At 36.7% G+C, this 24,330-nt stretch carries 20 protein-coding genes, 1 pseudogene and 1 riboswitch; of the genes and pseudogenes, 2 read left to right on the forward strand and 19 right to left on the reverse strand.

Annotation, left to right across the window (positions count from 1 at the left end; genetic code table 11):
- Positions 1–14 precede the first annotated feature (14 nt).
- The 16 genes and pseudogenes from J2S06_RS06010 to J2S06_RS06085 all read right to left on the reverse strand — a co-directional run bounded on the left by J2S06_RS06010 (position 15) and on the right by J2S06_RS06085 (position 19,429).
- A complete protein-coding gene (locus tag J2S06_RS06010) occupies positions 15–1,346 on the reverse strand; it encodes a cytochrome ubiquinol oxidase subunit I (protein ID WP_419151659.1) in 1,332 nt (443 codons plus the stop codon).
- Between the two features lie 357 nt (positions 1,347–1,703).
- Entirely contained in the window at positions 1,704–2,888 is a 1,185-nt protein-coding gene (locus J2S06_RS06015) for a Ger(x)C family spore germination protein (RefSeq protein WP_419151660.1), read from the reverse strand.
- Positions 2,885–4,354: a spore germination protein gene (locus J2S06_RS06020; RefSeq protein ID WP_419151661.1), complete on the reverse strand. Its 1,470-nt coding sequence runs from the start codon at positions 4,352–4,354 to the stop codon at positions 2,885–2,887. Before J2S06_RS06020 ends, J2S06_RS06015 begins: the two co-directional genes overlap by 4 nt.
- The gene (locus J2S06_RS06025) at positions 4,320–5,444 is read right to left on the reverse strand and encodes an endospore germination permease (protein ID WP_419151662.1); all 1,125 of its coding nucleotides are present in this window, start codon (positions 5,442–5,444) and stop codon (positions 4,320–4,322) included. Before J2S06_RS06025 ends, J2S06_RS06020 begins: the two co-directional genes overlap by 35 nt.
- A 403-nt stretch (positions 5,445–5,847) precedes the next feature.
- A pseudogene (locus J2S06_RS06030) lies at positions 5,848–6,039 on the reverse strand (acetyl-CoA C-acyltransferase); the annotation flags it as partial.
- On the reverse strand, positions 6,024–7,181 hold the full coding sequence (locus J2S06_RS06035) for an acyl-CoA dehydrogenase family protein (RefSeq protein WP_419151663.1): 1,158 nt from the start codon (positions 7,179–7,181) through the stop codon (positions 6,024–6,026). The gene J2S06_RS06035 and the pseudogene J2S06_RS06030, both read right to left, overlap by 16 nt.
- Positions 7,162–7,332: a hypothetical protein gene (locus J2S06_RS06040; protein ID WP_419151664.1), complete on the reverse strand. Its 171-nt coding sequence runs from the start codon at positions 7,330–7,332 to the stop codon at positions 7,162–7,164. The genes J2S06_RS06035 and J2S06_RS06040 overlap by 20 nt, the downstream gene beginning before the upstream one ends.
- The gene (locus J2S06_RS06045) at positions 7,319–8,947 is read right to left on the reverse strand and encodes a long-chain-fatty-acid--CoA ligase (RefSeq protein ID WP_419151665.1); all 1,629 of its coding nucleotides are present in this window, start codon (positions 8,945–8,947) and stop codon (positions 7,319–7,321) included. Before J2S06_RS06045 ends, J2S06_RS06040 begins: the two co-directional genes overlap by 14 nt.
- Positions 8,948–8,968: 21 nt before the next feature.
- The gene (locus J2S06_RS06050; RefSeq protein ID WP_419151666.1) at positions 8,969–9,979 is read right to left on the reverse strand and encodes a TAXI family TRAP transporter solute-binding subunit; all 1,011 of its coding nucleotides are present in this window, start codon (positions 9,977–9,979) and stop codon (positions 8,969–8,971) included.
- A 17-nt stretch (positions 9,980–9,996) separates the two neighbouring features.
- On the reverse strand, positions 9,997–11,964 hold the full coding sequence (locus tag J2S06_RS06055) for a TRAP transporter permease (protein WP_419151667.1): 1,968 nt from the start codon (positions 11,962–11,964) through the stop codon (positions 9,997–9,999).
- A 15-nt stretch (positions 11,965–11,979) separates the two neighbouring features.
- Positions 11,980–12,750 carry an SDR family oxidoreductase gene (locus J2S06_RS06060; protein WP_152642857.1) on the reverse strand — a complete coding sequence of 257 codons (771 nt, stop codon included), beginning with the start codon at positions 12,748–12,750 and terminating at the stop codon, positions 11,980–11,982.
- A 20-nt stretch (positions 12,751–12,770) separates the two neighbouring features.
- Positions 12,771–13,919, reverse strand: coding sequence for an acyl-CoA dehydrogenase family protein (locus tag J2S06_RS06065; protein WP_419151668.1), 1,149 nt, complete (start codon positions 13,917–13,919; stop codon positions 12,771–12,773).
- Positions 13,920–14,390: 471 nt separating this feature from the next.
- Complete coding sequence (locus J2S06_RS06070; protein WP_419151669.1) at positions 14,391–15,209, reverse strand: energy-coupling factor transporter transmembrane component T family protein; 819 nt, start codon at positions 15,207–15,209, stop codon at positions 14,391–14,393.
- Entirely contained in the window at positions 15,188–16,666 is a 1,479-nt protein-coding gene (locus J2S06_RS06075) for an ABC transporter ATP-binding protein (protein ID WP_419151670.1), read from the reverse strand. The genes J2S06_RS06070 and J2S06_RS06075 overlap by 22 nt, the downstream gene beginning before the upstream one ends.
- Positions 16,667–16,678: 12 nt before the next feature.
- On the reverse strand, positions 16,679–17,257 hold the full coding sequence (locus J2S06_RS06080) for an ECF transporter S component (protein WP_419151671.1): 579 nt from the start codon (positions 17,255–17,257) through the stop codon (positions 16,679–16,681).
- Positions 17,258–17,506: 249 nt separating this feature from the next.
- A riboswitch (TPP riboswitch) is annotated at positions 17,507–17,615 on the reverse strand.
- A gap of 146 nt (positions 17,616–17,761) precedes the next feature.
- Positions 17,762–19,429: a sigma-54 interaction domain-containing protein gene (locus J2S06_RS06085; protein ID WP_419151672.1), complete on the reverse strand. Its 1,668-nt coding sequence runs from the start codon at positions 19,427–19,429 to the stop codon at positions 17,762–17,764.
- Positions 19,430–19,759: 330 nt separating this feature from the next.
- Between J2S06_RS06085 and J2S06_RS06090 the strand changes: the two genes are divergently transcribed.
- Entirely contained in the window at positions 19,760–20,779 is a 1,020-nt protein-coding gene (locus J2S06_RS06090) for a potassium channel family protein (RefSeq protein WP_419151673.1), read from the forward strand.
- A gap of 523 nt (positions 20,780–21,302) precedes the next feature.
- Here the strand turns inward: J2S06_RS06090 and J2S06_RS06095 are convergent.
- On the reverse strand, positions 21,303–21,440 hold the full coding sequence (locus J2S06_RS06095) for a YjcZ family sporulation protein (protein ID WP_083978716.1): 138 nt from the start codon (positions 21,438–21,440) through the stop codon (positions 21,303–21,305).
- A 199-nt stretch (positions 21,441–21,639) separates the two neighbouring features.
- Here J2S06_RS06095 and J2S06_RS06100 point away from each other — a divergent pair, with 199 nt between their 5' ends.
- Positions 21,640–23,016 (forward strand): FMN-binding glutamate synthase family protein, encoded by a 1,377-nt coding sequence (locus J2S06_RS06100; RefSeq protein ID WP_419151674.1) that lies wholly within the window; start codon positions 21,640–21,642, stop codon positions 23,014–23,016.
- An 89-nt stretch (positions 23,017–23,105) separates the two neighbouring features.
- On the opposite strand, the gene J2S06_RS06105 is transcribed toward J2S06_RS06100, so the two are convergent.
- Both J2S06_RS06105 and J2S06_RS06110 read right to left on the reverse strand, forming a co-directional pair.
- Positions 23,106–23,888, reverse strand: coding sequence for a sulfite exporter TauE/SafE family protein (locus J2S06_RS06105; protein ID WP_419151675.1), 783 nt, complete (start codon positions 23,886–23,888; stop codon positions 23,106–23,108).
- Between the two features lie 207 nt (positions 23,889–24,095).
- Complete coding sequence (locus J2S06_RS06110; RefSeq protein WP_044747276.1) at positions 24,096–24,329, reverse strand: sulfurtransferase TusA family protein; 234 nt, start codon at positions 24,327–24,329, stop codon at positions 24,096–24,098.
- Between the last annotated feature and the right edge of the window lies 1 nt (position 24,330).

A 24,330-nucleotide genomic window follows, 5' to 3' on the forward strand; every position in this document is an offset into this window, starting at 1 on the left:
GTAACCATCCTTTCTTATGTTTTAAAACGAAATTCAAGTTCTGCTTCCGCTGGATTATTTTTAAACATTTTCCGCAACACAATGGCACAAATAATCGCTAGTGCTGAGTATAGGGCAAAGAACAAGATAAACATCAGTCCGACATGTTCTGAAGTCGTCGCTCCTTCTGCTACCTTCATATATCCTCGCAAAATCCATGGTTGACGGCCTACTTCGGCATAAATCCATCCTGCTTCAATTGCAATCATCGTTAACGGCCCCGCTATGGAGATGAGCCACAAGAAAAGACGGGTGTAAAGAAGCGATTTTTTCCATTTCATAAAGATTAAATATAAGAAGGAAATAAGTAAACTATATACACCGATTGAAACCATAATATCAAACATATAATGAATCCATAATGGCGGCCGCTCATCCTCTGGAAACTCATTTAATCCAATTACTTCAGCATCAAAATCATTAAAAGATAAAAAGCTTAATAGTTTTGGGATTCTAATTTCATTTTCAATTTCTCCATCTTCATTTAACGTTCCAAATAATATAAGATCGGCACCTTTTTCAGTTTCAAAGTGCCACTCCCCAGCCGCTAATTTTTCTGGTTGGTGTTCTGCTAAAAATTTGGCTGAAACATCTCCGGCAACGAAAGATAATAAAGAAAATACAAAAGACGCGATCATCGTTAAATTCAATGCTTTTTTCTCGTATTCTCCTTTTTTTCCTTTCAAGATAGCCAATGCTGTAATTGTAGCTAATATAAAGGCAGAAGTCATATACGATGTCGATAAGACGTGAAATACTTTCGAAGGTGTTGCCGGATTAAACATAGCTGAGATCGGATCGATGCCAGTAATCGTTCTTCCCTCTATTGTAAACCCTTGTGGTGTATTCATAAACGCATTCACTGTTGTAATAAAGAAAGCGGATAATGAAGAACCGATTACTATTGGAATCGATAATAGCCAATGGTAAATAGGTTTTTGAAAGCGATCCCATGTGTATAAATAAATTCCTAAAAAAATGGCTTCAAAGAAAAAGGCAAATGTTTCCATAAACAAAGGCAAACTAATGACTTGGCCGGCAATTTCCATAAAGCTTGGCCATAATAGTGATAACTGTAAACCTATACAAGTACCTGTTACAACCCCAACTGCAACTGTTACGACAAAGCCTCTCGTCCAGCGCCGAGCGAGTAATAAATAGTATGGATCGTTGCGCTTAACGCCTATAAATTCCGCAATAGAAATCATAACAGGAACTCCAACACCAATTGTTGCAAAAATAATATGAAAAGCCAGAGTAAGAGTTGTTAGCATCCGGCTAAGAATCACGCTGTCTAATTCAGGCATTTTATTCACCCCTTTTACTATCTTCAGCCATTATCTTTATTTTAAAATGAAAGGCTAGAGGAGTGAGTGACAGAACTTGAATATTTTGTGACAAACTTCACAATATTTTGTTACAGTTTATTTGTTTTTGATTTGAAAGGCTCTTTTCTAAAAGGTTGGTGCTATACTATAGCTTTTCGACTGTCATCGTCAATCGCCACGCTTGCTATGTCACGTGATTGTGTGACATGAACCGAACAATAGTCGATTGTCGGACAAATGTAATTTATCCGCCCCCAAGCTTTGTTCGGTTCATGGACAGTCGAAAAGCAATAAAATTTACGTAAACAGCTTTATGAAATACAAATGAATCTACACCTATTTTTCATTAAATATTTTCATTTTCTCTAACTTGACCTTTTCCGATTCCATAATATGAGCATCTACTTTTATTGATTGAATACTATCTTCCGTTAGTAAAAATTTTTTGTCAAACCCAAGCCGTTTCCATGCTTTTGGATCATTGCGATATAATATTTCAGATAATTGATACACATCAGCTTCCATCTCTAATCCCTTTTTATACGTCCGTTTAATTTCTTCCTTAATTTGCTTTGCTGCTTCTTCGTTTATAAATTGTTTCGAGACATTTTGGTTGAGTTCTTCAACCACTCCTTTCACCGATATATTTATAGTAAAAGTCGCTCGATCATTTTTAACTTGTGGTTTTGTCTTTATTTTTATGTCATCGAAAACGAGAAATATTGGCGCCTGATCCTCTCTACATAGACATAAATAAACACGGTCAGCTTGAGGTTGAAACCACTTTAATCCCGCCATGTTTTCATCCTTCAACAGTCCTTTAAATCCATCTTTATCAATAAAAATATAGCCATCTACAATTAACGTACCTTCTGATGTTTTGTCGCCATGCCAATAATTTTCAATACTTCTAATAAGCGGAATTTTAACAGTACCTCCAGGCTCTGTTAAATTATAAATAAAGTGATTTAAACTGATTGGCATAACAAGAGAGCTTTGCCGATAATTCTCGATAGGATCCCCTAATTTTGTAAAGATAGGCGATAAATTTAAAGTTGGAAACGTTGTTAGCAAATCTTGTATTTTTGATGTCGTCCCTAACATCCATATCGTATATCGAGTTTCGCGATTGCGACCAACCATTTCAACAACTTTCCGGATTCCTTCGATGCCTTTTTCCTTAAGAAATCTTTCTGAGAAAATGACGGAAGATAAGTGCCCCCAAAAAATTTTTCGTTGCGATGCCTCATATAGATTAAATATGGCATCCATTACGGTTTCTCCTCTCCCCTTTCCGACGATTGCCTGTTCTCCGCCCCCTCCTGAGCTATTATCTGATTTTCCTCCCTTGCTCTCTAAGTTAATAATTTGAACGTAAACTTCATACTTGTCATCCACAATATCTACACCCATAACATGGACATATAGCATTCTGTCAATTTCACTTTGCTGGCCACATCCATTTAACATGAAAAGGAGGATCAGCAATATAATTTTATAGATGAAATTTATTTTTTTCATTTTGTGCCACCTTGTCTTGTAGGGTCTTGAGGATCAAGCATTTTCGGTCTATTCACCATTTTTTTCCACGGCATTCGGAAATAAACATTCAACATATCCGTAGCAGTTTTCCATGAAATTGGTGCTAAATATGGAACACCAAATGGTCTTAGGCTAGCACAATATAAAAAGACGAAAAAGACTGCTACTAATAATCCCCATAAGCCGAATAAGGCGCTAAGAAGCAAGGTAAATATACGTACAACAGAAATCACTCCTGCTAGCGACTGGTTGACTAACGTAAATGTAGCCACAAAAGAAGAGGCGATGACGACAAGCATCGCAGGACTCGTAAGGCCAGCCCGTATCGCTGCATCACCGATAATTAACCCCCCTACGACACTTAATGTTTGGCCTATGGCGATTGGCAGCTTCAGTCCGGCTTCTCGAAATAATTCAAACAACGTAAGCATAATAAATGCTTCGATTGCCGAAGGAAAAGGCACTCCTTGACGAGACTCTACAAGAATCGTTAATAACGTTAAAGGAATTTGATCAGGATGAAAAGTTACGAGTGCAATCCAAAAGCCTGGAAAAAAAGCCGCCATTAACAATCCTAATATGCGCAGCAACCTTTCAACACTAGTGGATAACCAAATATAGTCTTGATCTTCAGCGCTTTTCAATAATAATAATAAGTTTGCTGGTCCAATAATGGCCGTTGGCGTGCCATCGATTAAAATGACAAAACGGCCTCGTAATAACGAATCAACTGCAAAGTCAGGCCTGCCAGTATAGGAAAAGACAGGAAATAATGTATATCGATTATCCACTAATAATTCTTGTAGCTGATTAGAAGAAATAATTCCGTCTACATTTATTTTTTCAATTCTGTTTTTAATTTCGGTTATAAATTCAGGGTTTGTAACATCCTTAATATAGAGAAGGCCAAGTTTTGTTTTCGTTCTTTTCCCCTTTTCAAAAACTTCATAATACAACGTATTCGATCGAAACCTTTTACGGATTAATGCAACATTAACGGATAATTCTTCGATAAATCCATCACGCGGTCCTTTAATCGAAATTTCAGTATTGGGATCTGTTGGTGTTCTTTGGGGATGGCGGGAAATGTCAACTGTAAAAAGTGCTTTTAAATCGATAAAAAATATAATGATTTCCCCATTAAATATTTTTTCCGGAATCTTCTCTAAATTATGGTGTTGCTGAAGTGAAGGAAGTCGCAGTAAATTTTTTACATCCTTTAAATATAAGTTGGATTGAATGTTCATTGCTAAATGTTCAAGATTTACGACGATTTCTTTCTGCAGCTTATCAGGATCGTACAATCCTTCACAATATGCAAGTAATATTTTCCTTACCTTGCCTCTTTCAAAATGTAAGTAAGAAAATTGCACATCAGCACAATGTGAAAATAGTTCACGTATATTCCGTTCATTTATTTGTTGCAGTCGTGTTGTCGCCTCCATGTTTTGAACCCCTTTTAACTTTTTCTATTAAAATGAGAATGAATAAAAACGTGATAAATCCTAAAGTAAAATAAAACGAGTAATGAAGTGTAAATTTGATCCATTTCAAAAAATCAATATCCGAAATAGGAAATAAAAGAGTGATGAGTGCTGAAACATAAATTGTTGCTAATATGATTAATCTTTTTTTTCCCTTTTTCGCCTGAAATAATTCAGAAATAATAAAGCCAAGTGTTGACAAGCGAATGAAAACGCCGCTCATCCATTGATATATAGACAAAAAGTCTACATGTTCGACAAATCGGCCTAGTGAGACCATTGCCCATTCTTCGTATGCAGGATATCGTTGCCTCGCTGCTTCTTCTGGGCCAAAAATGGTGAGCGCACCTATCGTAGGACCGATCGTTAATCCCGATAAAATGAACAAAGTCATGACAATCTGATAAAAACGAATTTTATCTTTAAACCGATGTTGCAGCAATAGGAGAAGTAAAAAAAATTCTCCTATTCCCCCTCCTGAATAAATCATCCCTTCTAACACAGGAACCAATCCATTTTCTAAAAAAGGTTTTAAAAGTGTAAAGTTTTTATATTGTAAATTTGCTGAAGAGACAAAAAAACCTAAAATAATAACAATTGGTAAAATAACGCCATTCAAAATGACAATCGTGCGAATGCCTGAATACGACGCTGATAAGACGAGAAGGGCTAAAAGAGTTCCCATAATAAATTTAGATGAAATGGGTAAATAAGTAACTTTTGTCCACGTTAATGTATCCATAAAAGTAGTCTGACCTAATATAAACAAATGAATACACAAAACGGCAATAAGAACAATTTGTAACTTTTTCCCAAAATTTTCTTTTATCCACGTAAAAATATTTTGCTGATCCGTTGCTTTTTGAATCATATAAACGAAAATGGCCAATATAAGAAACGTGACGAAGTTGAAAATAACCGATATCCACGAATCTCGTTTTGCAGCTTCTAATAAGATCGGTATTACGATGACATGATTCAAAACCCCGATAGCCCCCATCATTAATAAAATGAATTGTGGAATCGAGATCTTCTCAATATTTTGTATCATTTTCTCACCAACTTATTTTAATCTAGTAAATAAGTTTAACCGGTAAGCTGTATATTTAAACTAGATCATCAATAAACGTTTTTTCATTAACACACGATATGGATATAGCAAATTGATCTTACCTATTAGAGACCTGATAAACACTGATTTTTAGAGATCCTAAAAACACGAATAGGCGCCTATGAACAGGCACCTAGTATTAAAAAATGATTTTCTTAACATCAAATGGCTGTTCTTCTTTTAATTGTGGATATCAGCTCTTGCTGCAAATGACTAGCCGTAAAATAAATGGTTACTTGTACACGGATGACAATTTCCTCATGTTCATCTTGTTCTCTTTGAAAATCGAGAATATCAAAAAGAGAGAATGCTGATAGATGTCTATTTTCATTCCCTTTATCAATTAAACAGTTAAATTTTCAATCATAATCGCCATCCCTTGTCCTCCGCCTACACAAAGTGTTGCAATGCCATAGCGGTTATTTCTACGGATCAATTCATATAGCAATGTTGTGACAATTCGTGCCCCTGTTGCACCAAGAGGATGACCTGAGGCGATCGCACCACCGTTGACATTCACTATTTCTTTGTCAAGGTTTTTTTTTGTAATTGCCGAGCAATAATATTTTTTTGAATTTCTGACGTTCCTTCATATATTCTCGTAATCCGCGCATCACGATAATATCTCTCAATAGGATAATCTGAAATGTAGCCGATGCCGCCATGAACTTGTACGGCTTTATCTGCCACTCTGTTATAAACTTCTGAGCCGAAAAGCTTTATCATCGCCGCTTCTTTAATCACTTTCATCCCTTGATCAACCATCCATGCGACACGATAAGTAAAAGAACGTAATGCTTCGATTTCCATTGCCATTTCAGCTAGCATATGGGCAACGGCTTGATGTTCGATAATCGGCACATCAAATTGAATTCTCTCTTGTGCATATTGAACAGATAAGTCAAGCAGTTTTTGGCAAGATCCTAAATTTCTTGCTGCTAAACCGGCCCGACCATTTGCTAATATTTTTAAGGCATTCACATATCCTTGTCCTTCTTCACCTAAAACGTTTTCGGCAGGTACTTCGCAATCTTCTAAAATAATTTCAGCAGAATGAGAGCCTTTTAATCCCATTTTCTTTTCAACCGCCCCGACATGAAAACCCGGATAATCTTTTTCAACAATAAAAGATGTGATCCCTTTCGGACCTTTAGATGAATCTGTCACGGCCATTACAGTAAAAACATCCGCAACCGTTGCATTTGTAATATAATGCTTCGTTCCATTTAATATATATTTATCTCCTTGTTTGACAGCCGTCGTTTTTAAGTTGGTCGCATTTGAACCAGCACTTGGTTCAGTCAAGGCGAAGGCTCCTATTTTTTCACCTCGTGCCATGGCTGGTAAGTATTTTTTCTTTTGTTCTTCATTTCCCATTTCAACTATGCCAACTGTACCAATACCTGTATGCGCCCCTATTAATGTCGTAAATCCATTATGAGTTGCGCCAATTTCTTCATATAAAGCACATTTCCCGACCATACCAATCCCGAGACCGCCATACTCTTCAGGGATACTTAAGCCAAATAGGCCTAGTTCTTTAGACATTTCAACGATTCGCTCAGGAATTTGATCCTCTTCTTCAATTTGCTGAGCGACTGCTTCTACTTCTGATTGCACAAAATCTCTTACATTTCGTTTTAAAAATTCAATCTCTTCATCGAACCGGAAATCCATTTTGCACACCTCTATTCTTATATTCGTAAAATCCTCTTCCTGTGTTTTTGCCTAACCATCCGGCTTTCACATACTTTCTTAAAATGGCAATTTGCGCCCCCATTATGCCAGCCCCAACAACCGTCACTTTTTGGATGTCATCTATTGTCATTTTTCACCTTTCCCTTCTTTAACTCTTCTTCTACTAACAATCTTTTTAATAGTTTTCCTACTGTATTTCGGGGGAGACTATCACGAATTTCAAACAATTTTGGTACTTTATATTTTGTTAATTTTGTATAGCAATATCCTCTTAATTCTTCGATATCAATTTCCGCATGATTTTTCGGGACAATATACGCCTTCACAATTTCTCCTTCTTCTTCATGAGGAATGCCAACAACAGCCGCTTCTTTTACATCAGTATGTTCATACAACACGCTTTCCACTTCTTGAGGATATATATTAAATCCACCTACGATTATCATTTCTTTTTTCCGACCGACAATATAAAAATATCCTTCCTCATCCATCATCGCTAAATCTCCCGTATAAAGCCATCCGTTCTGTATCGCTTTCTTCGTTTCAAGCTCATTATTCCAATAGCCTTTCATCACTTGGGGACCTTTAATTAGTAGCTCACCGATCATTTTAGGACCAAGTTCCTGATTATTTTCATCGACAATTTTGCAATCAGTAGCTGGAAACGGAATGCCAATGCTTCCTACTTTTCGTTTACCAAATGGCGGGTTACGATGCGTAGAAGGCGACGTTTCGGACATGCCGAATCCTTCACCAATTTTTGCTCCTGTCAATTGTTCAAATCGTCTTATAACTTCAACCGGAAGAGGTGCCGATCCAGAAGAACAAAATTTTAAGCATTTTAAATGATATTTTTCAATTTCTGGATGATTGACAAATGCATTATACATTTTCGGTACACCAGGAAAAAAAGTTGGTTGATATTTCTGAATTTGTTCTAGAACTTCATATACTTCAAATTTCCTAAATAATAAAATTTTCGCCCCGATGTATACCCCTAAATTCATTGCACTTGTCATCGCATACACATGATATAACGGTGTTGCAGTTAAAATCATTTCCTCACCAAACTCCATTTTTTCGCCATACATCCAATAGCTTTGAATAACGTTAGATGTGATATTAAAGTGCGTCAACATCGCCCCCTTCATTTTCCCTGTCGTACCACCTGTATATTGAATGACAGCAACGTCTTCTTTAGCATTGACATCTTCAATTTTTTCAAGCTTCTTTGGAAAGTTTATCAAGGTTTCTAACTTGATATATTCGTTTTCTTTTTCGTCAGCTTCTAATTGTGATGACATAATGGTCTTAAAGGAATAATCGTCTTTCACTTCCTTTAGTGTTTTATAAGAAATAGGATCAACAATTATATATGAAATCTCGGAATCATGAATAATTTGTAAAAGCTCCCTTGTCGTATAATGAGGATTAATTTGTACAACGATTAAGCCTAGAGCTTGCGCAGCATAATAAGAAACAATGTAATGAGGATGGTTGGTTACCATTAAGCCAATTCTCTCCCCTTTTTCAAATCCCATTTCTTTCCATGCTGCTGCTAATTGGTCTACTTGGCACTTTAGTTCATGGTAAGTGATTTCTTCATCCTCAAAAATAATCACCGTTTTTTCTCCATATTTCTTGACGGCTTGCTCTAAAATGGTATATAAAGATACTTCAGGAAAATGAATAGGTCTTTGATCTTTATACCATTGATACCAGGGACGATTCTTTAGCTGTTCCAAATTTTCAACCTCCCTAATGGTTTAATTTGTTACTCCTGCTTCCTCATAATATTTTTTCGCTCCAGGATGTAGCGTCTCGGGATCAATTCCATCAAGCACTGAATTTAATGTAAAATGTTTGGCTCGTTCTGGTAATTGTTTTTCAAACTCTTCTAAATTTTCCCAAAATACTTTTGTTAAGTTATATACATATTCTTCATCTAAATCTTTACGGACAGTCAACATGGAAACGGTTGTATAAGTTGGAACGTCCTCCTCCATTCCCTTATAGGTTCCAGCTGGGATTTTATCATTTGAAATTCCGTATCCTTTTTGACTAATACGATCGAGCTTATCTTGGTCAATCGGAATGACTTTAATTGGATTCGTTATTTCAATTTCTTGTAAAGACGTGACAGCAGGAGCTCCTCCCCCTACAAATACATCGACATTACCATCTGCTAACATCGAAGCACCATCAGAATAGTTTCCGTAAGAAATTTTCCCACCAGCTTTTTCTACGTCTTTTTCTGTTATTCCGTATTCCTCCATCATTCTCCAAAATGCGACTGATCCTCCACCACCTTTTGGTCCTAAAAAGATATGCTTATCCACAATATCTTCAATTGTTTCAATATCCTGACGATCTTTAAGCGTCGCAATCGTTTGGTACACAGGATATAAAGATGCCATTGCAGCAATGGAATCAATCTTATCATCAAAACTTCCTGTTCCGTTTATAGCGTCAGAAAAATCAGAAGTATAATTGATTCCAAGCTGAATATCTCCAACATCAAGAGATTTCAAGTTAGCTGTTGATCCCCCTTCAAGCTGTGATGCTTTTAAACCGTCAAAATGATCCATATATAATTCTGATAAAATGGTCGTGATCGGATACCATCCTGAACCCATTGGGCCTGAGCCGATTTGTAAAAACTGATCAGGTGCCTTTAATTCTTCATGATCAGAGGTAGTCGTTTTTGAATCACCACAAGCTGCCAAAATAAGGAAAATACATGCACAAAAAAACGTTTTTAAAAACATTTTTCTCATTTTCAATCACCTCATATTTATTGATTTGTTATATTAAATTCTTTTGAATTCGTCGTGTAATAGCTTTTTTTATTCCAAAAGTAAACGAGGAAAAATAGGACAAATCCGAAAATATCTGTCATTACTCCAGGAACAACTAAAATGCTAGCGGATATAAATAGTATGATTCTTTGGAAATGATTGATTTTAGTAGTGAGATATTTTTCAATCGCAGCTGAAAAAATGTAGCAACTAAATAAAGCGCTTACAATAGCGGTCATAATTTTAAAATTATTATCACTTTGTAATAATAATTCTGGGTTGTATACAAAAATGAACGGAATGATGAAGCCACCTACACCAATTCTGATGGCATATAAAGCAGTTTTGTTCGGGTGAGCTTCTGCAATACTAGCTGTCGTATAGGCGGTTATGGCCACTGGCGGCGTTAAACCTGAAAGTACACCGAAATAAAAGACAAACATGTGAGCAGCAATAAGATTGACTCCTGCATCTACTAAAGCAGGTACTCCTAAAACAGATAGAATGACATATGCAGACACAGTTGGCATACCCATTCCTAAAATAATCGAAGCAATAGAAATAAAGATTAATAAAATGAATAATTGTCCATTCGCTAATTCAATCATGAATCTGGAAAAATTTAAGCCTAAGCCCGTCAAAGAGACAGCTCCAACGATAATACCTGCAGTTGCACAAGCTGAAATGACAGCTAATGAACCTCTTACTCCATCTTCTAAAGCGGCTAAAATACGAAGCCAATTCATTCTCGTTTCTTTTCGTATCCAGCTTAAAATAATGGTAATAAAAATCGCATAAAAGCCTGCTTTCATTGGACTATATCCAATGATCATGAAGGCGATAATAAAGAAGATTGGTAAAAACATATACCCTTCTTTTACTAATATCTTTTTCGGATCTGGAAGCAGCTCCTTTGGAATGCCAGAAAGCTTTAAGCGCTTGGCATGGAAATACACGATAAATCCTGCAATGAGAAAGTAAATAACGGCTGGAATACATGCATACAAGGCTAGCTTAATATATGGGATGCCGGTAGCTTCAGCCATAATAAATACTGATGCTCCCATTATCGGAGGCATTATTTGTCCACCTTGAGAAGCAACTGCTTCAACGGCAGCTGCAAATTTTTTAGAATACCCAAGCTTTTTCATTAATGGAATTGTAAAGGATCCTGTAATGGCTGCATTGGCTGCACCATTTCCTGTAATCGTTGAAACAAGCGCACTAGCACCGACAGCTGATAAGGCAGGACCTCCTGTTTTATGTCCAAATGTCCCAAAAGCAAAATTTGTAAAAAACTGGCCACCACCTGATTTCATTAAAAATGATCCAAACACGACAAATAATACGAGAATGGTCGAACTGACGTAAATCGGAGAACTGAAAATCCCTAAGGTGCTATTAAACATTTGATCTATCATTTTCCCGTATCTTGCACCTGGATGAGCTAATATACCTGGGAAATATCGACCGAAAAAGATATATATGATAAAAAACAAACCAATTAACATCATTAAGATCCCATTTGTTCTCCTTGTTGCTTCCAGAACTAACGCAATGAGAACCGTCCCGAAAATGATATCATTTGTATTAACGTTCCCTTGCCTGCTTTGAATCACTTCTGCGCCAAATAAAATATAAGCACCAACACAAATGGTTGCGAGAACGAAAAATATATCGACAATCCCAAACCTTTTCCCTTTCCGAAAAGGATACAATAAAAAGATTAGCAACAGAGCCCAGACGACATGGATACTCCTTTGTTCCCATGACGGTAATGTACCAAATCCCGCCGTATATATATGAAAAATCGACATACCGATGGCAATAAGGGAAATGGCGAGCATAAAAAAACGTGACTTATTCCAGCGTTTATGGCGTGAATGCCACACCTGTTCAATATACGTTTGTTTTTCCTCAATGACCGTATCAATTTTCTCTAGTTCAATTTGCGCCTTATTCAACAGTCCCCCCCTCCTTTATAGTGAACTTCCGCCGTCTACTGCTAATATTTGTCCTGTAACAAAGTTACTGGCAGGACTAGCAAAAAATAGTACGGCTCCTTGTAATGAAGTGAAATCACCAATTTTCCCTAACGGATTGCGTTTTTTAATTTCGTCACCTTTTTGCCGCAGCGTGTAATCCGTCATTTTCGTATGGAAAAATCCCGGAGCGATGGCGTTAACATAAATATTGTATTTTGCCCACTTCCTTGCTAAATCTTTCGTAAAATGATGAATCGCTGCTTTACTTGTACTGTAGCCAATCGCATTTAAAATTTCTGGTGGTTCAGCTTTCATTCCCGCCACAGAACCGATGTTTATGATTTTTCCATATTTTTGTTTCATCATCGTCTTTCCTACTTCTTTCGACATGAGAAAAGTGCCCGTTACATTGACATCGATCACTTTTTGCCATGCTTCAAGCGGCATTTCCTCTACCGAAGCTCCCCAAGTTGTTCCACTATTGTTAATTAAAATATCGATTTGACCAAATTCATCGATGACTTGGCTTACAAACTGTTGAACGCTTTCTTCCTTTTGAACAAAACATTGATAACCCTTTGCTTTCGTGCCATATTTAGTCTGAAGTGTTTCAGCTGCTTTTTGACAATTGTCAACTTTTCTTGAACATAAAGCGACTCGACAGCCGCATGCTGCTAATACCTCTGCCATCTGTTTCCCAAGCCCCGTTCCCCCACCCGTAATGACTGCCACATTATTTTGTAGATGAAACAATTTTTCCAGCATCAATCTTTCACTTCCTTCTATTAAACTTCTTCAAGTATTTTTCTAGAGATAATTAATCTTTGGATCTCGTTCGTTCCTTCATATATTTTAGTAATTCTTGCATCGCGGTAATAACGTTCTACCGGATACTCGGCTACATAACCCATGCCGCCATGAACTTGTACGGCTTTATCGGCAACACGATTAAATACTTCTGAGGCAAACAATTTAGCCATTGCTGCTTCTTTGATCACTTTTTTCCCTTCATCCACCATTTTGGCTGCCTTTAACGTTAATGTTCGAGCAGCTTCCGTTTCTGTTGCCATATCGGCAAGCATCCATTGAACCGCTTGAAAATTAGCTATAGGCTTTCCAAACTGAATTCTCTCTTTTGCATAGGTGGCAGAAAGTTCAATTAATTTATCACATGATCCGACCGCTCTTGCCGCTAAGCCAATCCGCCCTTCCGCTAATATTTTCAACGCTGACATATACCCCATACCTACTTCTCCGATGACGTTTTCTTCTGGTACGATACAATTGTCCAAAATGACTTGCGCTGTATAGGATCCTCTTAATCCCATTTTTTTATCTTTTTTCCCTATGATTAATCCAGGAAAATTTCTTTCAACTAAAAAAGCGGTAATGCCACCCTTTGCCCCTTTTGCTTTATCTGTTACCGCAAAAATCGTGAAAACATCGGCGACAGGTGCATTCGTAATAAAATGTTTCGTTCCGTTTAAAACCCAGTGATCCCCCTTCTTTTCCGCTCTTGTGGAAATATTTGTCGCATCAGAACCAGCCCCTGGCTCAGACAGAGCAAAACAAGCAATTTTTTCTCCAGCTGCCATCGCTGGTAAATATTTATTCTTTAAATTTTCAGATCCGAGCTTTACTAATCCGGTACTGCCAATCCCTGTATGCGCACTTATCAAACTGACAAAGCCGTTATGTGTACGTCCGAGCTGTTCGAGTACAATCGCTTTACTTACAGCATTTAAACCTATTCCGCCATATTCTTCTGGTATACTAATTCCAAATAGTCCAAGTTCTTTCGCTTGATCAATTAAATGTTGAGGAATTTTGTCCTCTTCTTCAATTTGCTGCGCATATGGTTCTACTTCTTTATCCACAAATTGTTTCACCATTTGCTTTATTTGTTCGATTTCCTGCATCATAGTTTCAGGCATTTCACTTCCTCCTCAAATTGAATTCATTTATGTAAATGCAATAAGTGTGCCATGATTTTTCCCTTGGCTCTTTTATAAAAGATTGTGGCTTTACTATTGCTTTTCGACTGTCATAGGCAAGTGACACGCTTGCTATGTAAAGCTTTGAAAACAATAATGTTTACGAAAACAGACTTTCCCTTTAATTAAAACAAAGGGTAAACGAAATCATTCATAATTGAATCAAATTTCCTTATTGTCTTACAAAATGTTTAATTCATTTTTTTATCAATTAATAAAATTTTGAATCATCTATAATTTTTTTTTTTTCAAAAAGGCACTTTTCCAAAAGATTGTTGCTTTACTATTGCTTTTCGACTGTCAAAGGCAAGCGATACACTTGCTATGTCACGCTTTGAAAACAACAAAGTTTACGAAAACAGACTAAAAAAAATGCTGATCAGTCATTCATCGACTTATCAGCAGTAAATCTTATTTTTCGAAAATGATACCAACATATCTCACATCTGTTATCGGGAAATACGGAAACAAGATAGCCATATAGTAGCTGAAAAAAATTGCGATCATAAAATAAAGAACAACGTAAAGATCATATTTCGAAAATCCTATTTCGTAATAATAGGTTCTCTTCGTATCACTCGAAAACCTTTTTGCTTCCATGGCAACAGCAATTCGATGGGCACGGCGAATACTTTGCGATAAAAGTGGAATCGAATAAGCTTTTAATTGACTAAAAAAATGCACGATTCCTTTTCTTTGTTTCACACCTCTTACCATCATCGCTTGCCGAATCATTTGAAACTCTTCAAACATAATGGGGATTAAGCGAATACCTGCCATAAAGCTATAAGCAAATTTAGGCTTTAATTTTAACTGCTGCATTAATGAGTAAAATAAAAAAATCGGTCTTGTTGTTAATGAAAAGGTTAATCCTAGAAGGGCAAAGATTAGAGCACGAAATCCTAAATGCAGTCCTCGATAAAAGCTTTCTTCTGTAATATGAATGAATCCCCATTGCCACCATGTCGTCACACCTTTCCCAAAAAAGATCATAGAGGTCGATGTTGAGACAAAAATGAGAATAAACGGAAGTGACAACCATAATACATGTTTCAAAGGATGTCCTGTAAAAAAAGCAAACAAAAGAAAGGAAGCAATCGTATAATTGATTAAAAAATTTATATTGTGAATAAATAAGACACTTATAAATAAAATAAGGAATAGCAATAATTTTAAGCTCGGGTTCATTTTATGAAGCCATGTTTCTTTTATTTCGAGTTCAAAATCCATTGTTCATCCTCCTGTACTGACTCTTTCCGGGAAGTAGTGACGACATCCTTTACAAGTTGGCCATTTTCAATCACCCACATTCTTGTCGCAATATGCTTCGCTATTTGTTGATCATGCGTTACCATGAAAATCGTTGTTCCCTCTTTGCGATAATGTTCCAATAATTCAAGCAGTTGAAATGTGTTGAATGAATCTTGCCCAAAAGTCGGCTCATCTAAAAGGATGATCGGTTGTTTTTTGACGATGGAAGCGGCAACACTTAATCTTCGTTTTTGTCCCATTGAAAGTTGATACGGATGTTGATTTCGATGTTTCTGTAGATGAAATAATTCAAGCATTTCTTCAACTTTCTGTTGAATTTCTTGTTCATTCATCTGTTCAAGTCTTAATGAATACGCTATTTCATCATAAACCGAGTTCGTAACAAATTGAAATTCTGGATTTTGAAAAACAAAAGTAAGTGTATTTGAAAGCTTTTTGACTTTCTCCACTGGAGTATTGAATAATGTGTACGACCCGGTCGTTTGAAGCAATTGCATGAGGGCTTGTAATAACGTACTTTTTCCTGCCCCATTTTGGCCGACAATGACAATCCACTCACCTTCATACACTTTTCCATATGGTACATTAATTTTTACATCCTTCTTCCGATATCCTTTAAAATGTTCCAGCTCAAGCACAACTTTTTTTTCTGATGGTTTTTTCTTGTAAAAATCCCGCTTTTCTCGTAAATACTCCTCCCATACCCCAGGATACCAAATTCCATCTTGGCGAATTTCTTGACGAAAATGAGTAAAAATTTCCTCTTTTGCCCCGTCAGCGATGATTTGTCCTTGTTGATTAAATAAGATGATGCGATCTACAATATCGAGGACGTAATCGATTTTATGTTCAACTATGATAACGGTTTTATCTTTCGCGACTCGTTTTATCGTGTCCCAAACCTCTTTTGTCCCTTTTGGATCAAGCATCGCCGTTGGTTCATCCAAAAATAACACATCCGGTTCGAGCGCTAGGACAGAGGCAATGGCCAGCCTTTGCTTCATTCCCCCTGATAGCGTTTGAATTTTGACATGGAGATCGTCGAATTCAAGTCCAACCATTTCTAGGTATTTCCGAATCTGTGAAGGCATGTTTTCTCTTTTCACTTGCAAATTTTCCAATACAAATGCCATTTCTTCATCAACATAAGGCATACAAAATTGTGTATCAGGGTCTTGAAATACATAGCCCCAAGATGAAGGAGTTATGATGTTTTCCGCTTTCATCGGTACTTCCATTGATTTTGGAATCAAACCGCTTAATACTTGTATTAAGGTTGACTTTCCACAACCAGAAGGACCAAGAACCAAAACTTTTTCCCCTTCATAAAAAGAAGAGGATAAATCCTTGAAAATCAAGGATTCCTCTCCTGGAAATTTTAGACGTAAATTTTTCACCTGTGCTGCTACGTTCATGTTCTGACACCTCTAATTAAGTGCATCATAATCTTTTTGGGACACAGATCTTACTAAATTCGTTACACCAGTCGCTTCTAAAGCTTTCACGAGATAATGGGCAAAAACACCAGCAATGATGATTGCCCCTATAAATCTTGCCCCGATAAACATCAGTAAATTCCAAAATACTAAGTCATCTATATACCCTTTATAAAAATCCATGATCAGTGAGCCAATGGTTGAGCTAACAGCTGCTAACATAGTTACACCAATATGAAATTTTTTATATCGAAAGATCGCGAATACCATTTCTGCAAATAACCCTTGTATAAGTCCATAAAGAAGAACTTCTAATCCCCATTCCGATCCTGTAATAAATTCAGCAGATGCAGCCGCTGTTTCAGCTAACAGGGCGATACCAGGTTTTCGAATGATTAAAAACGCAACCGTCGCCGCTATAAACCACATGCCATATATCAGTTGGTCGATATGCAACCCTAAGGGCTTCACCGCATAATAAAGAGGGCCCCAAAGTTTATATACAATACCAAAAACGATTGAAATGACAATGGTGACGAGAATATCTGTTAATTTTAATCCTTTCATCATAAATATCTCCTTTTCTAGTAAAGTTCGATAGTTTCTAATGCCTCTTTTCATTTTTTCAATGAAAAGACATTTCCTAAAAAGCTATATTCATAACCTGTTGATTCATTCGTTTTTTCTTTTCATCTACTTATCATGGTGCTTTTTCTCCTCCTTACACGCTTCTTTTATCGTCCACACCTTATCTAAATAAAAAAAGCCACTTTCTTACAGGAAGAAAGTGGTTGTCTGATCGTGAAAGTGCACACGAATCGTGTCAACCATCCACTTCCCTCCGCTGGTATTAACCAGTTCAGGTTCTAAGGGTCTTAAAGTAACACTTTAATCTCAGCCTTTTGAAAAGGCACCCCTAGTGGAATTTGCATCGATATTTGAACGTTTCTTGACACTTATCATATCATGAATAGACTACTATTTGTCAAATCCTTTTACTGTGAAATAAACATCGGGGAATATTATATTACATCATTTTCAATCATTTGTATGTGTTCTCTACTTGTTATTTTCCTAATCATTCATTGTAATGTTATATTTTTTTAATTTTCTTACAATTGTAGGTTGACTTGTTTGCAGTGCCTCAGCCATTTCATACGTCGTTTTACATTTTTTAGACGCTGCTATTAAAATATTTTTCTCAGCTTGTTCAACCGCTTCTTTTAAAGTTTGGATATTTGTGTGGCCGGTTTTTCCATTTTGATATTCGGTTGGCAAATGATGAATCTTTAATAAAGGATCACGGTTGACGAGGACGATTCTTTCAATTAGATTTGAAAGCTCTCGAATGTTCCCAGGCCAATGATAGTGATAAAAAAAATTTTTCAGTTCAGGGTCCATTTTCTTTTGTTTGCCATACTTTTTGTTTACGTTTTGTAAAAATAGTTCGACTAATGGCAGGATATCTTCTTTCCTATCTCTTAAAGGTGGTATGTGAATCGGTACAACATTTAAGCGATAAAATAAATCTTCCCGAAACTGCCCTCTTTTTACCATTTCTTTCAAATCTCGATTTGTTGCAGCGATAATTCTGACGTCTATTTTTTTTGTTTGTGTTCCCCCAACTCTTTGTATTTCTCTTTCTTGAATCACACGTAATAGTTTAACTTGTAAATTAATAGGCAGTTCCCCTACCTCATCTAAAAATAGCACACCTTTTTCAGCCATTTCAAACAACCCTTTTTTTCCTTTCGCACTCGCACCTGTAAAAGCACCGCCTTCATATCCGAAAAGTTCTGATTCTAGTAATTCAGGGGGAATAGCGCCACAATTCACTTTAACAAATTTTCCTTTGAACCTTCTTTCACTATTGTGATATATATACCGTGCTAAGACGTCCTTGCCCACGCCCGTCTCCCCTAAAATCAAAACGGTCGCATCAACATTCACGATGCGAGTAGCCGTGTCGTAAATTAATTTCATCTTTTTACTTTTTACAACAACATCATGCCCATTATCTCTATTACGTTTTAAACGATCAATTTCTTTTTTATACGTTTCATTTAATTCATTTGCTTTTCTTAAGGCTTCCTGCAATTCATTTAATTCAGACAAATCACGAATGTTCGTGACAACACCCTCAATATCCCCTTTTTCATTAAAAATAGGATTCCCTGTTAATAAGGTTTCTCTTCCTAAATAATTTAATTGGACTAGTGAAACCGTTCTCTTTTTTTCTAGTACTTTTTCCGTTACAGAGTCTTGTAAAATTCCTCGTTTTTGAAGATAATCTACCTTTTTTCCAATATAATATTCCTTCGGTATGCCTGTAATTCTTTCAATCGCCGAATTCGTTTTGATCGTGACGCCTTCTTTATTCGTAATATAAATTCCATCATAAGAATTTTCAATAATGGCATCTAATTCACGATTCAATCGATGAGCCTCTTTTAATTCGTCGATTAAAGATAATAAATCATAGGAGAAGGTACCGATATAAAAAAAATGCTGAGTTTCTTTCATTTTTGTTTTCAGAAAAACACAGCTTTTTCCATTCACTACCGTTCGAATGATTTGCCCTTTCTTAAATTCCTCCCATGTTTCAAATATATCATATACTTTTTTATTTTCGGCTGAAGTAAGTACATATTCATGGAATACATCATTACTAAATAAAATTTCATCACTTGGTGACGTAATAAAATAAGGAAGGGGGATTTGAATTTGTACAGATGAGTTCATCTGACCACCTCTATTCCAGCTTATTCGCTTTCATCTCATCGATTCAAACTGGTTATTGTATTCTGTTTACTTTTTAAAACCAATATAATATGAATTAAATTTTTGAACACATCATGAATATTTCTATAAACCATTATTTTACTAAAAGGTTGCACTTACTTATGAGAATACAACACTTTCATCAATTCGTAAATAAATCCCTAAACATGAAAAACTTGTTCTTTCATAAGTTGACTACTTTCAAGTTAATTGTGGAATCTTTTCCCTCTTGGCCGCTCTTTTATATGTTAAAATACGAATTGGAAACGGAAGTAAAGAGGTGTTTCAATCGTGATTTTTTTTAAACGGTTGTGGATTAAGACAATGCAAATGAATGGATGGACATTATTTTTCGGAACTACAACATTAATTTTATTTAGTAGTTATTTTATTCATTACCTTGAGCCTGAAACGTTTACGACTCCATTTGATGGGCTATGGTGGACAATGACGACAGTCGTAACCGTTGGCTATGGAGACTTGTCCCCTGTTACGATGAAAGGAAAAATTTTCGCCATGTTTTTATATGTAATGGGAATTGGACTGATGACCATATTTATCGGAAAATTCGTTGATTCACTCACATTAAGGAAAAGATTGCGGGAGGAAGGAAAATTGAAGGTTTCAGTGAAAAATCATATTATTTTAATTAATTGGACGAAGAAAACCGAAATTGCCTTAAATGAACTGCTTTCAACCTTTCAAAATATACATGTCGTGATCGTCGATGATGCCCTTAAAAAAACTCCATTGCTTCATGAACGAGTCGAATTTGTGAGCGGAGATCCAGCATCTGAGGAAACTTTGCAAAAGGCGAACATTCTTGAATGCAAATCCGTTATGATCTTTTCACCTAGCAGCCATTTAAAAGCAACGGAAGCTGACGGTCACACGTTGTTGATCGCTTCCATTTTAGAAGGAGTTGGAAAAAAATACGGAAAAAATATTTATACGGTTTGCGAAATTTCTGACTCTAAACATATCCAAGCTTTCACAAACGTAAATGTCGAAGAATTTATTATGCCAAATGATATGGCTGCCCATTTAGCTGCACGTTCAATATTGTTTAATGGGACAACAAATATTATTCATCAATTAACAAGTAATGTCGGACATGATTTATACCATGTCCCGAAAAAAACAGAATGGAAAACGTTTGGAGATGCTAAACGAGCCCTTGATGAAAAAGGTGCTGTCTTAATCGCTAATCATCACGATATGTCCATTCACCAAAAGCTAGATGAACCAATCCCCGAAGACGCAAAGCTTTTTATTATTTGTGATGAAAAAACGTATCATTCAATTTCATAACAGCACTAAAATTAAGAAAAGCCCAAGCGCCCCGCTTAGCGGCGTATGAACTGGACCGCTCCGCATGAGATAAAGGAAACACGGAGAGCGAAAGAGTCGATGTTGACTTATCGTACAGATGAAATGGAAGTTTGCTAGCCGTTATCGCCCGGAGCTAGACAAAAAACCAAAAATGAACAATGTTGTCCACAAGTTGTAAATTTATAGTTTCCTAAACAAGAACACAGGTTCCCGAATAATGTAAGATTCGGGAACCTATTCACAAACATGATAAACTCTATAATTATCTTAAAATATAGTCAAGAGAGGCTTTACAATCGTGAAATACTCTCTCTACTTACTTCGACAAAAACATTGTTTATTGAACAAAATATTACATAAGAAGGTGTAGATTTTGCCGTTTTTTGCGCTTTCCCAAGAAATATTTCATTTCCAACATGATGAATTTAGTACGAAAAAGTAATCTTTACAGACATTATTTCGCAATTAAATGTTTGGGCTAGCACTTTTCAGATTACAACGTTTAGTATCCATAACCTCCGTATCCATATCCACCGTAGCCGCCGTAACCACCTACATATGCACAGCCGACAATGATTAATAGGATAAACAATACAACGATTAACGCAAAGCCTGCACCACCAGCGTATCCTTCTGACATAAAAGTCCTCCTCCTTTTTGATAGTAAGCTTTTAAAAGCTCTCTTTTACACAATATGAAAAAAAATGCGATTTGTTTAGATTTTTACCTAAAAAGATTTATATTTGGGCTTCTTTATCGTACGTGTTTATAAAGGTTTTACAACGGTCATAATGTTAGTGAGATACATTATTCCTCCTATGTAAAGGCAGGTTTTTCTGATGGATTGGCTTTTATATTTTCTAGCATCGATCGCTGGATCACTCATGACTTTTCTTTTTATTATTTTAATGGCAAGACCGTTTATTAAAAGGTTTACGGCAGCTTTTATGAAAATTTTAATGAAGGATCGTTACACTGAAAATATATGGGAGATGGTCAGTGCCTTTATCCGTTTGAGCCCAAGAATTACCATTGAAAATAGTCTTCGTGCCGCAAATGGAGGGATTATAGAACGGCCTTTTGGCAGCCCTAAAAAATTTTTACATTTCGATGGACTTATGTTTTCACCAGCCCAGCTTGCCGTCCTTCCAACAGATGGAGAGACAGACATAAAAACGGAAACCGTCATTGGACCGAGGGCAAAAAGACCTCTTGTCTTAGATATTCCGGTCATCCTTGGTGGAATGGCGTATGGCGTCGGTGTTAGCGATAAGGTGAAAATTGCCCAAGCATGGGGAACAGGAATTGTCGGCAGTGCCACAAATATAGGGGAAGGGACGTTACTTCCAGAAGAGAGAGAAAAAGCGAAATATATTTTCGTACAATATCATTCCGCTAAATGGGCTAAGGAAAGGGAAATATTTGAACAAGCCGATGCCATTGAAATCCATATCGGCCAAGGGGCTTCAGCTGCCGTTCCAGCAAAAATTCCTCCGGAAACATTAAGTGGAAAAGCACGTGATATTTTAGGACTTAAGCCAGGAGAAACAGCGGAGCTGCCAAGGAAAATTAAAGAAATCAAAAGGCCAAAAGATTTAAAAAAAATCGTACAAGAATTAAAAGAAATAACAGATGGTGTTCCCGTTGGAATTAAGATTTGTGCAGGAAACCAGTTGGAAAAGGATATGGAAATTGGGATAGAAGCAGGCGTTGATTTTATCTCCATCGATGGAGGGCAAGCCGGAACGAAGGGTTCCCCACCAATTATTCAAGATGATTTCGGACTGCCAACTATTTATGCACTTTCACGTGCCGTTCGATACTTGGAGGAAGGTGACGCCAAAAACAAAATCAGCTTATTAGTAGGTGGAGGATTTTATACACCTGGTGATTGTTTAAAAGCCATTGCGCTTGGCGCTGATGCGGTCTATTTAGGTACAGCGGCTCTTTGGGCTATGACTCATACGCAAGTAGCCAAAACGGTACCTTTTGAACCTCCAACAACACTCGTATTTTATCCAGGACGTTTTAAAGATCAATTTAATACAGAAGAAGCAGCCTATTCATTAGCTAACTTTTTATCAGCCTTTACAGAGGAAATGAAAATCGCCACAATTGCACTTGGAAAAAAATCAATTCGTGATGTCGACCGAAGTGACTTAGTCGCTTTAGATGAATTAACGAGTAAAGTCACAAACATTCCGACAGCTTATTAATAGTGGTCAAATAGAATTGAGCTTTACAAAGCCTGTACTTAAAAATGGTGTGCCCCAATGTTTTGCTTTTGGGACACGCTTTATCAATATTAAAGAATATCTAGCCAAATTTTTACTGCAGTAGCTAAAATTAAACCTGCTAAAATAATTTGTAAAAATGTTGTCTTTATTTTTTGTCCCGCTTTTGCACCTAATGGGGCTGCTAGAAGACTTGCTGCAACCATTATCAAAGCTGGAAGATACTCAACTTGACCTGTTGTTATTTTTCCAATTGTCGCACCAATGGAAGAAATAAACGTAATCGCTAAGGAGGAAGCAATGGTCATTCTCGTTGGGATTTTTAATACGACAAGCATAATCGGCACTAACAAGAAGGCGCCTGCTGCTCCAACGATACCCGCACCAATTCCAACGATTAACGCTAAAAATGCAGCGAGCCATTTATTAAACTTCACTTGATCAAATGGAATATGATCAATTTCTTTTTTCGGTACAAACATCATGATGGCTGCAATAAGAGCAAGAATACCGTAAACGAGGTTTATACCACCCTCCGTCATTAATTTCGAGCCATAACCTCCTATAAAACTACCTATTAAAATACTAACTCCCATATAAAGAATTAACGTTTTATTTAAATACCCACCTTTTCGGTACGCCCATACACCACCAATTGTAGCAAAAAACACTTGAACCGCACTAATACCTGAAACTTCGTGGGCGCTAAAAGCAGATAGCCCAAATAATGGTGGAATGTAAAGGAGCATCGGATATTTAATAATCGAGCCTCCAATTCCAACCATTCCGGAAATAAAGGATCCAATAAAGCCGATTAAAAAAATGGTAACAATAAAAGCAATACTTGATTCCACTGTCATCTTCCTCCTTGTGTATTTGAATAAGGTTTTTTTCACAAGCTTTGCTGTTCAGATGAAAGCCTTTTGATGTGGGAAGTTAGAGGCACGACTTCAAGCAATCGGCGAATTACGGACTTTTCATCTTTTATGATTGAATGTAAGAGGCTGCCCCCAATAAGAGAGTAAAACCCTACAACACTACAAGGGACAGCCTCTTCTTTTTCAAGCTTTTTTAATCCAAAACTTTAAAATCCCATTTTCCTCTGTATCAGCAATAAGTTCATGTCCTACAGATTTCACCCACGCTTTTAAGTCATTCTTTGTCCCTTGATCTGTCGCATGAATTTCTAAAATTTGTCCTGATTTAAGCTCGTCCATTGCCTTTTTTGCTCTGACAATTGGCATTGGGCATGATAAACCTTTCGCATCCAACACTTTATTTGCTTGAACATTCATC

It is taken from the genome of Bacillus alveayuensis, from assembly GCA_030812955.1.
Lineage (GTDB): Bacteria > Bacillota > Bacilli > Bacillales > Aeribacillaceae > Bacillus_CB > Bacillus_CB alveayuensis.

Excerpts from the sequence above, each read along its gene's own strand:
- J2S06_RS06060 (WP_152642857.1), bottom strand. The coding sequence starts at position 12,750 with ATGCTGGAAAAATTGTTTCATCTACAAAATAATGTGGCAGTCATTACG.
- J2S06_RS06025 (WP_419151662.1), bottom strand. The coding sequence starts at position 5,444 with ATGATACAAAATATTGAGAAGATCTCGATTCCACAATTCATTTTATTA.
- J2S06_RS06095 (WP_083978716.1), bottom strand. The coding sequence starts at position 21,440 with ATGTCAGAAGGATACGCTGGTGGTGCAGGCTTTGCGTTAATCGTTGTA.
- J2S06_RS06080 (WP_419151671.1), bottom strand. The coding sequence starts at position 17,257 with ATGATGAAAGGATTAAAATTAACAGATATTCTCGTCACCATTGTCATT.
- J2S06_RS06035 (WP_419151663.1), bottom strand. The coding sequence starts at position 7,181 with ATGGATTTCCGGTTCGATGAAGAGATTGAATTTTTAAAACGAAATGTA.
- J2S06_RS06050 (WP_419151666.1), bottom strand. The coding sequence starts at position 9,979 with ATGAGAAAAATGTTTTTAAAAACGTTTTTTTGTGCATGTATTTTCCTT.
- J2S06_RS06085 (WP_419151672.1), bottom strand. The coding sequence starts at position 19,429 with ATGAACTCATCTGTACAAATTCAAATCCCCCTTCCTTATTTTATTACG.
- J2S06_RS06075 (WP_419151670.1), bottom strand. The coding sequence starts at position 16,666 with ATGAACGTAGCAGCACAGGTGAAAAATTTACGTCTAAAATTTCCAGGA.
- J2S06_RS06015 (WP_419151660.1), bottom strand. The coding sequence starts at position 2,888 with ATGAAAAAAATAAATTTCATCTATAAAATTATATTGCTGATCCTCCTT.
- J2S06_RS06065 (WP_419151668.1), bottom strand. The coding sequence starts at position 13,919 with ATGCCTGAAACTATGATGCAGGAAATCGAACAAATAAAGCAAATGGTG.
- J2S06_RS06100 (WP_419151674.1), top strand. The coding sequence starts at position 21,640 with ATGGATTGGCTTTTATATTTTCTAGCATCGATCGCTGGATCACTCATG.
- J2S06_RS06020 (WP_419151661.1), bottom strand. The coding sequence starts at position 4,354 with ATGGAGGCGACAACACGACTGCAACAAATAAATGAACGGAATATACGT.
- J2S06_RS06110 (WP_044747276.1), bottom strand. The coding sequence starts at position 24,329 with ATGAATGTTCAAGCAAATAAAGTGTTGGATGCGAAAGGTTTATCATGC.
- J2S06_RS06070 (WP_419151669.1), bottom strand. The coding sequence starts at position 15,209 with ATGGATTTTGAACTCGAAATAAAAGAAACATGGCTTCATAAAATGAAC.
- J2S06_RS06040 (WP_419151664.1), bottom strand. The coding sequence starts at position 7,332 with ATGACAATAGATGACATCCAAAAAGTGACGGTTGTTGGGGCTGGCATA.
- J2S06_RS06010 (WP_419151659.1), bottom strand. The coding sequence starts at position 1,346 with ATGCCTGAATTAGACAGCGTGATTCTTAGCCGGATGCTAACAACTCTT.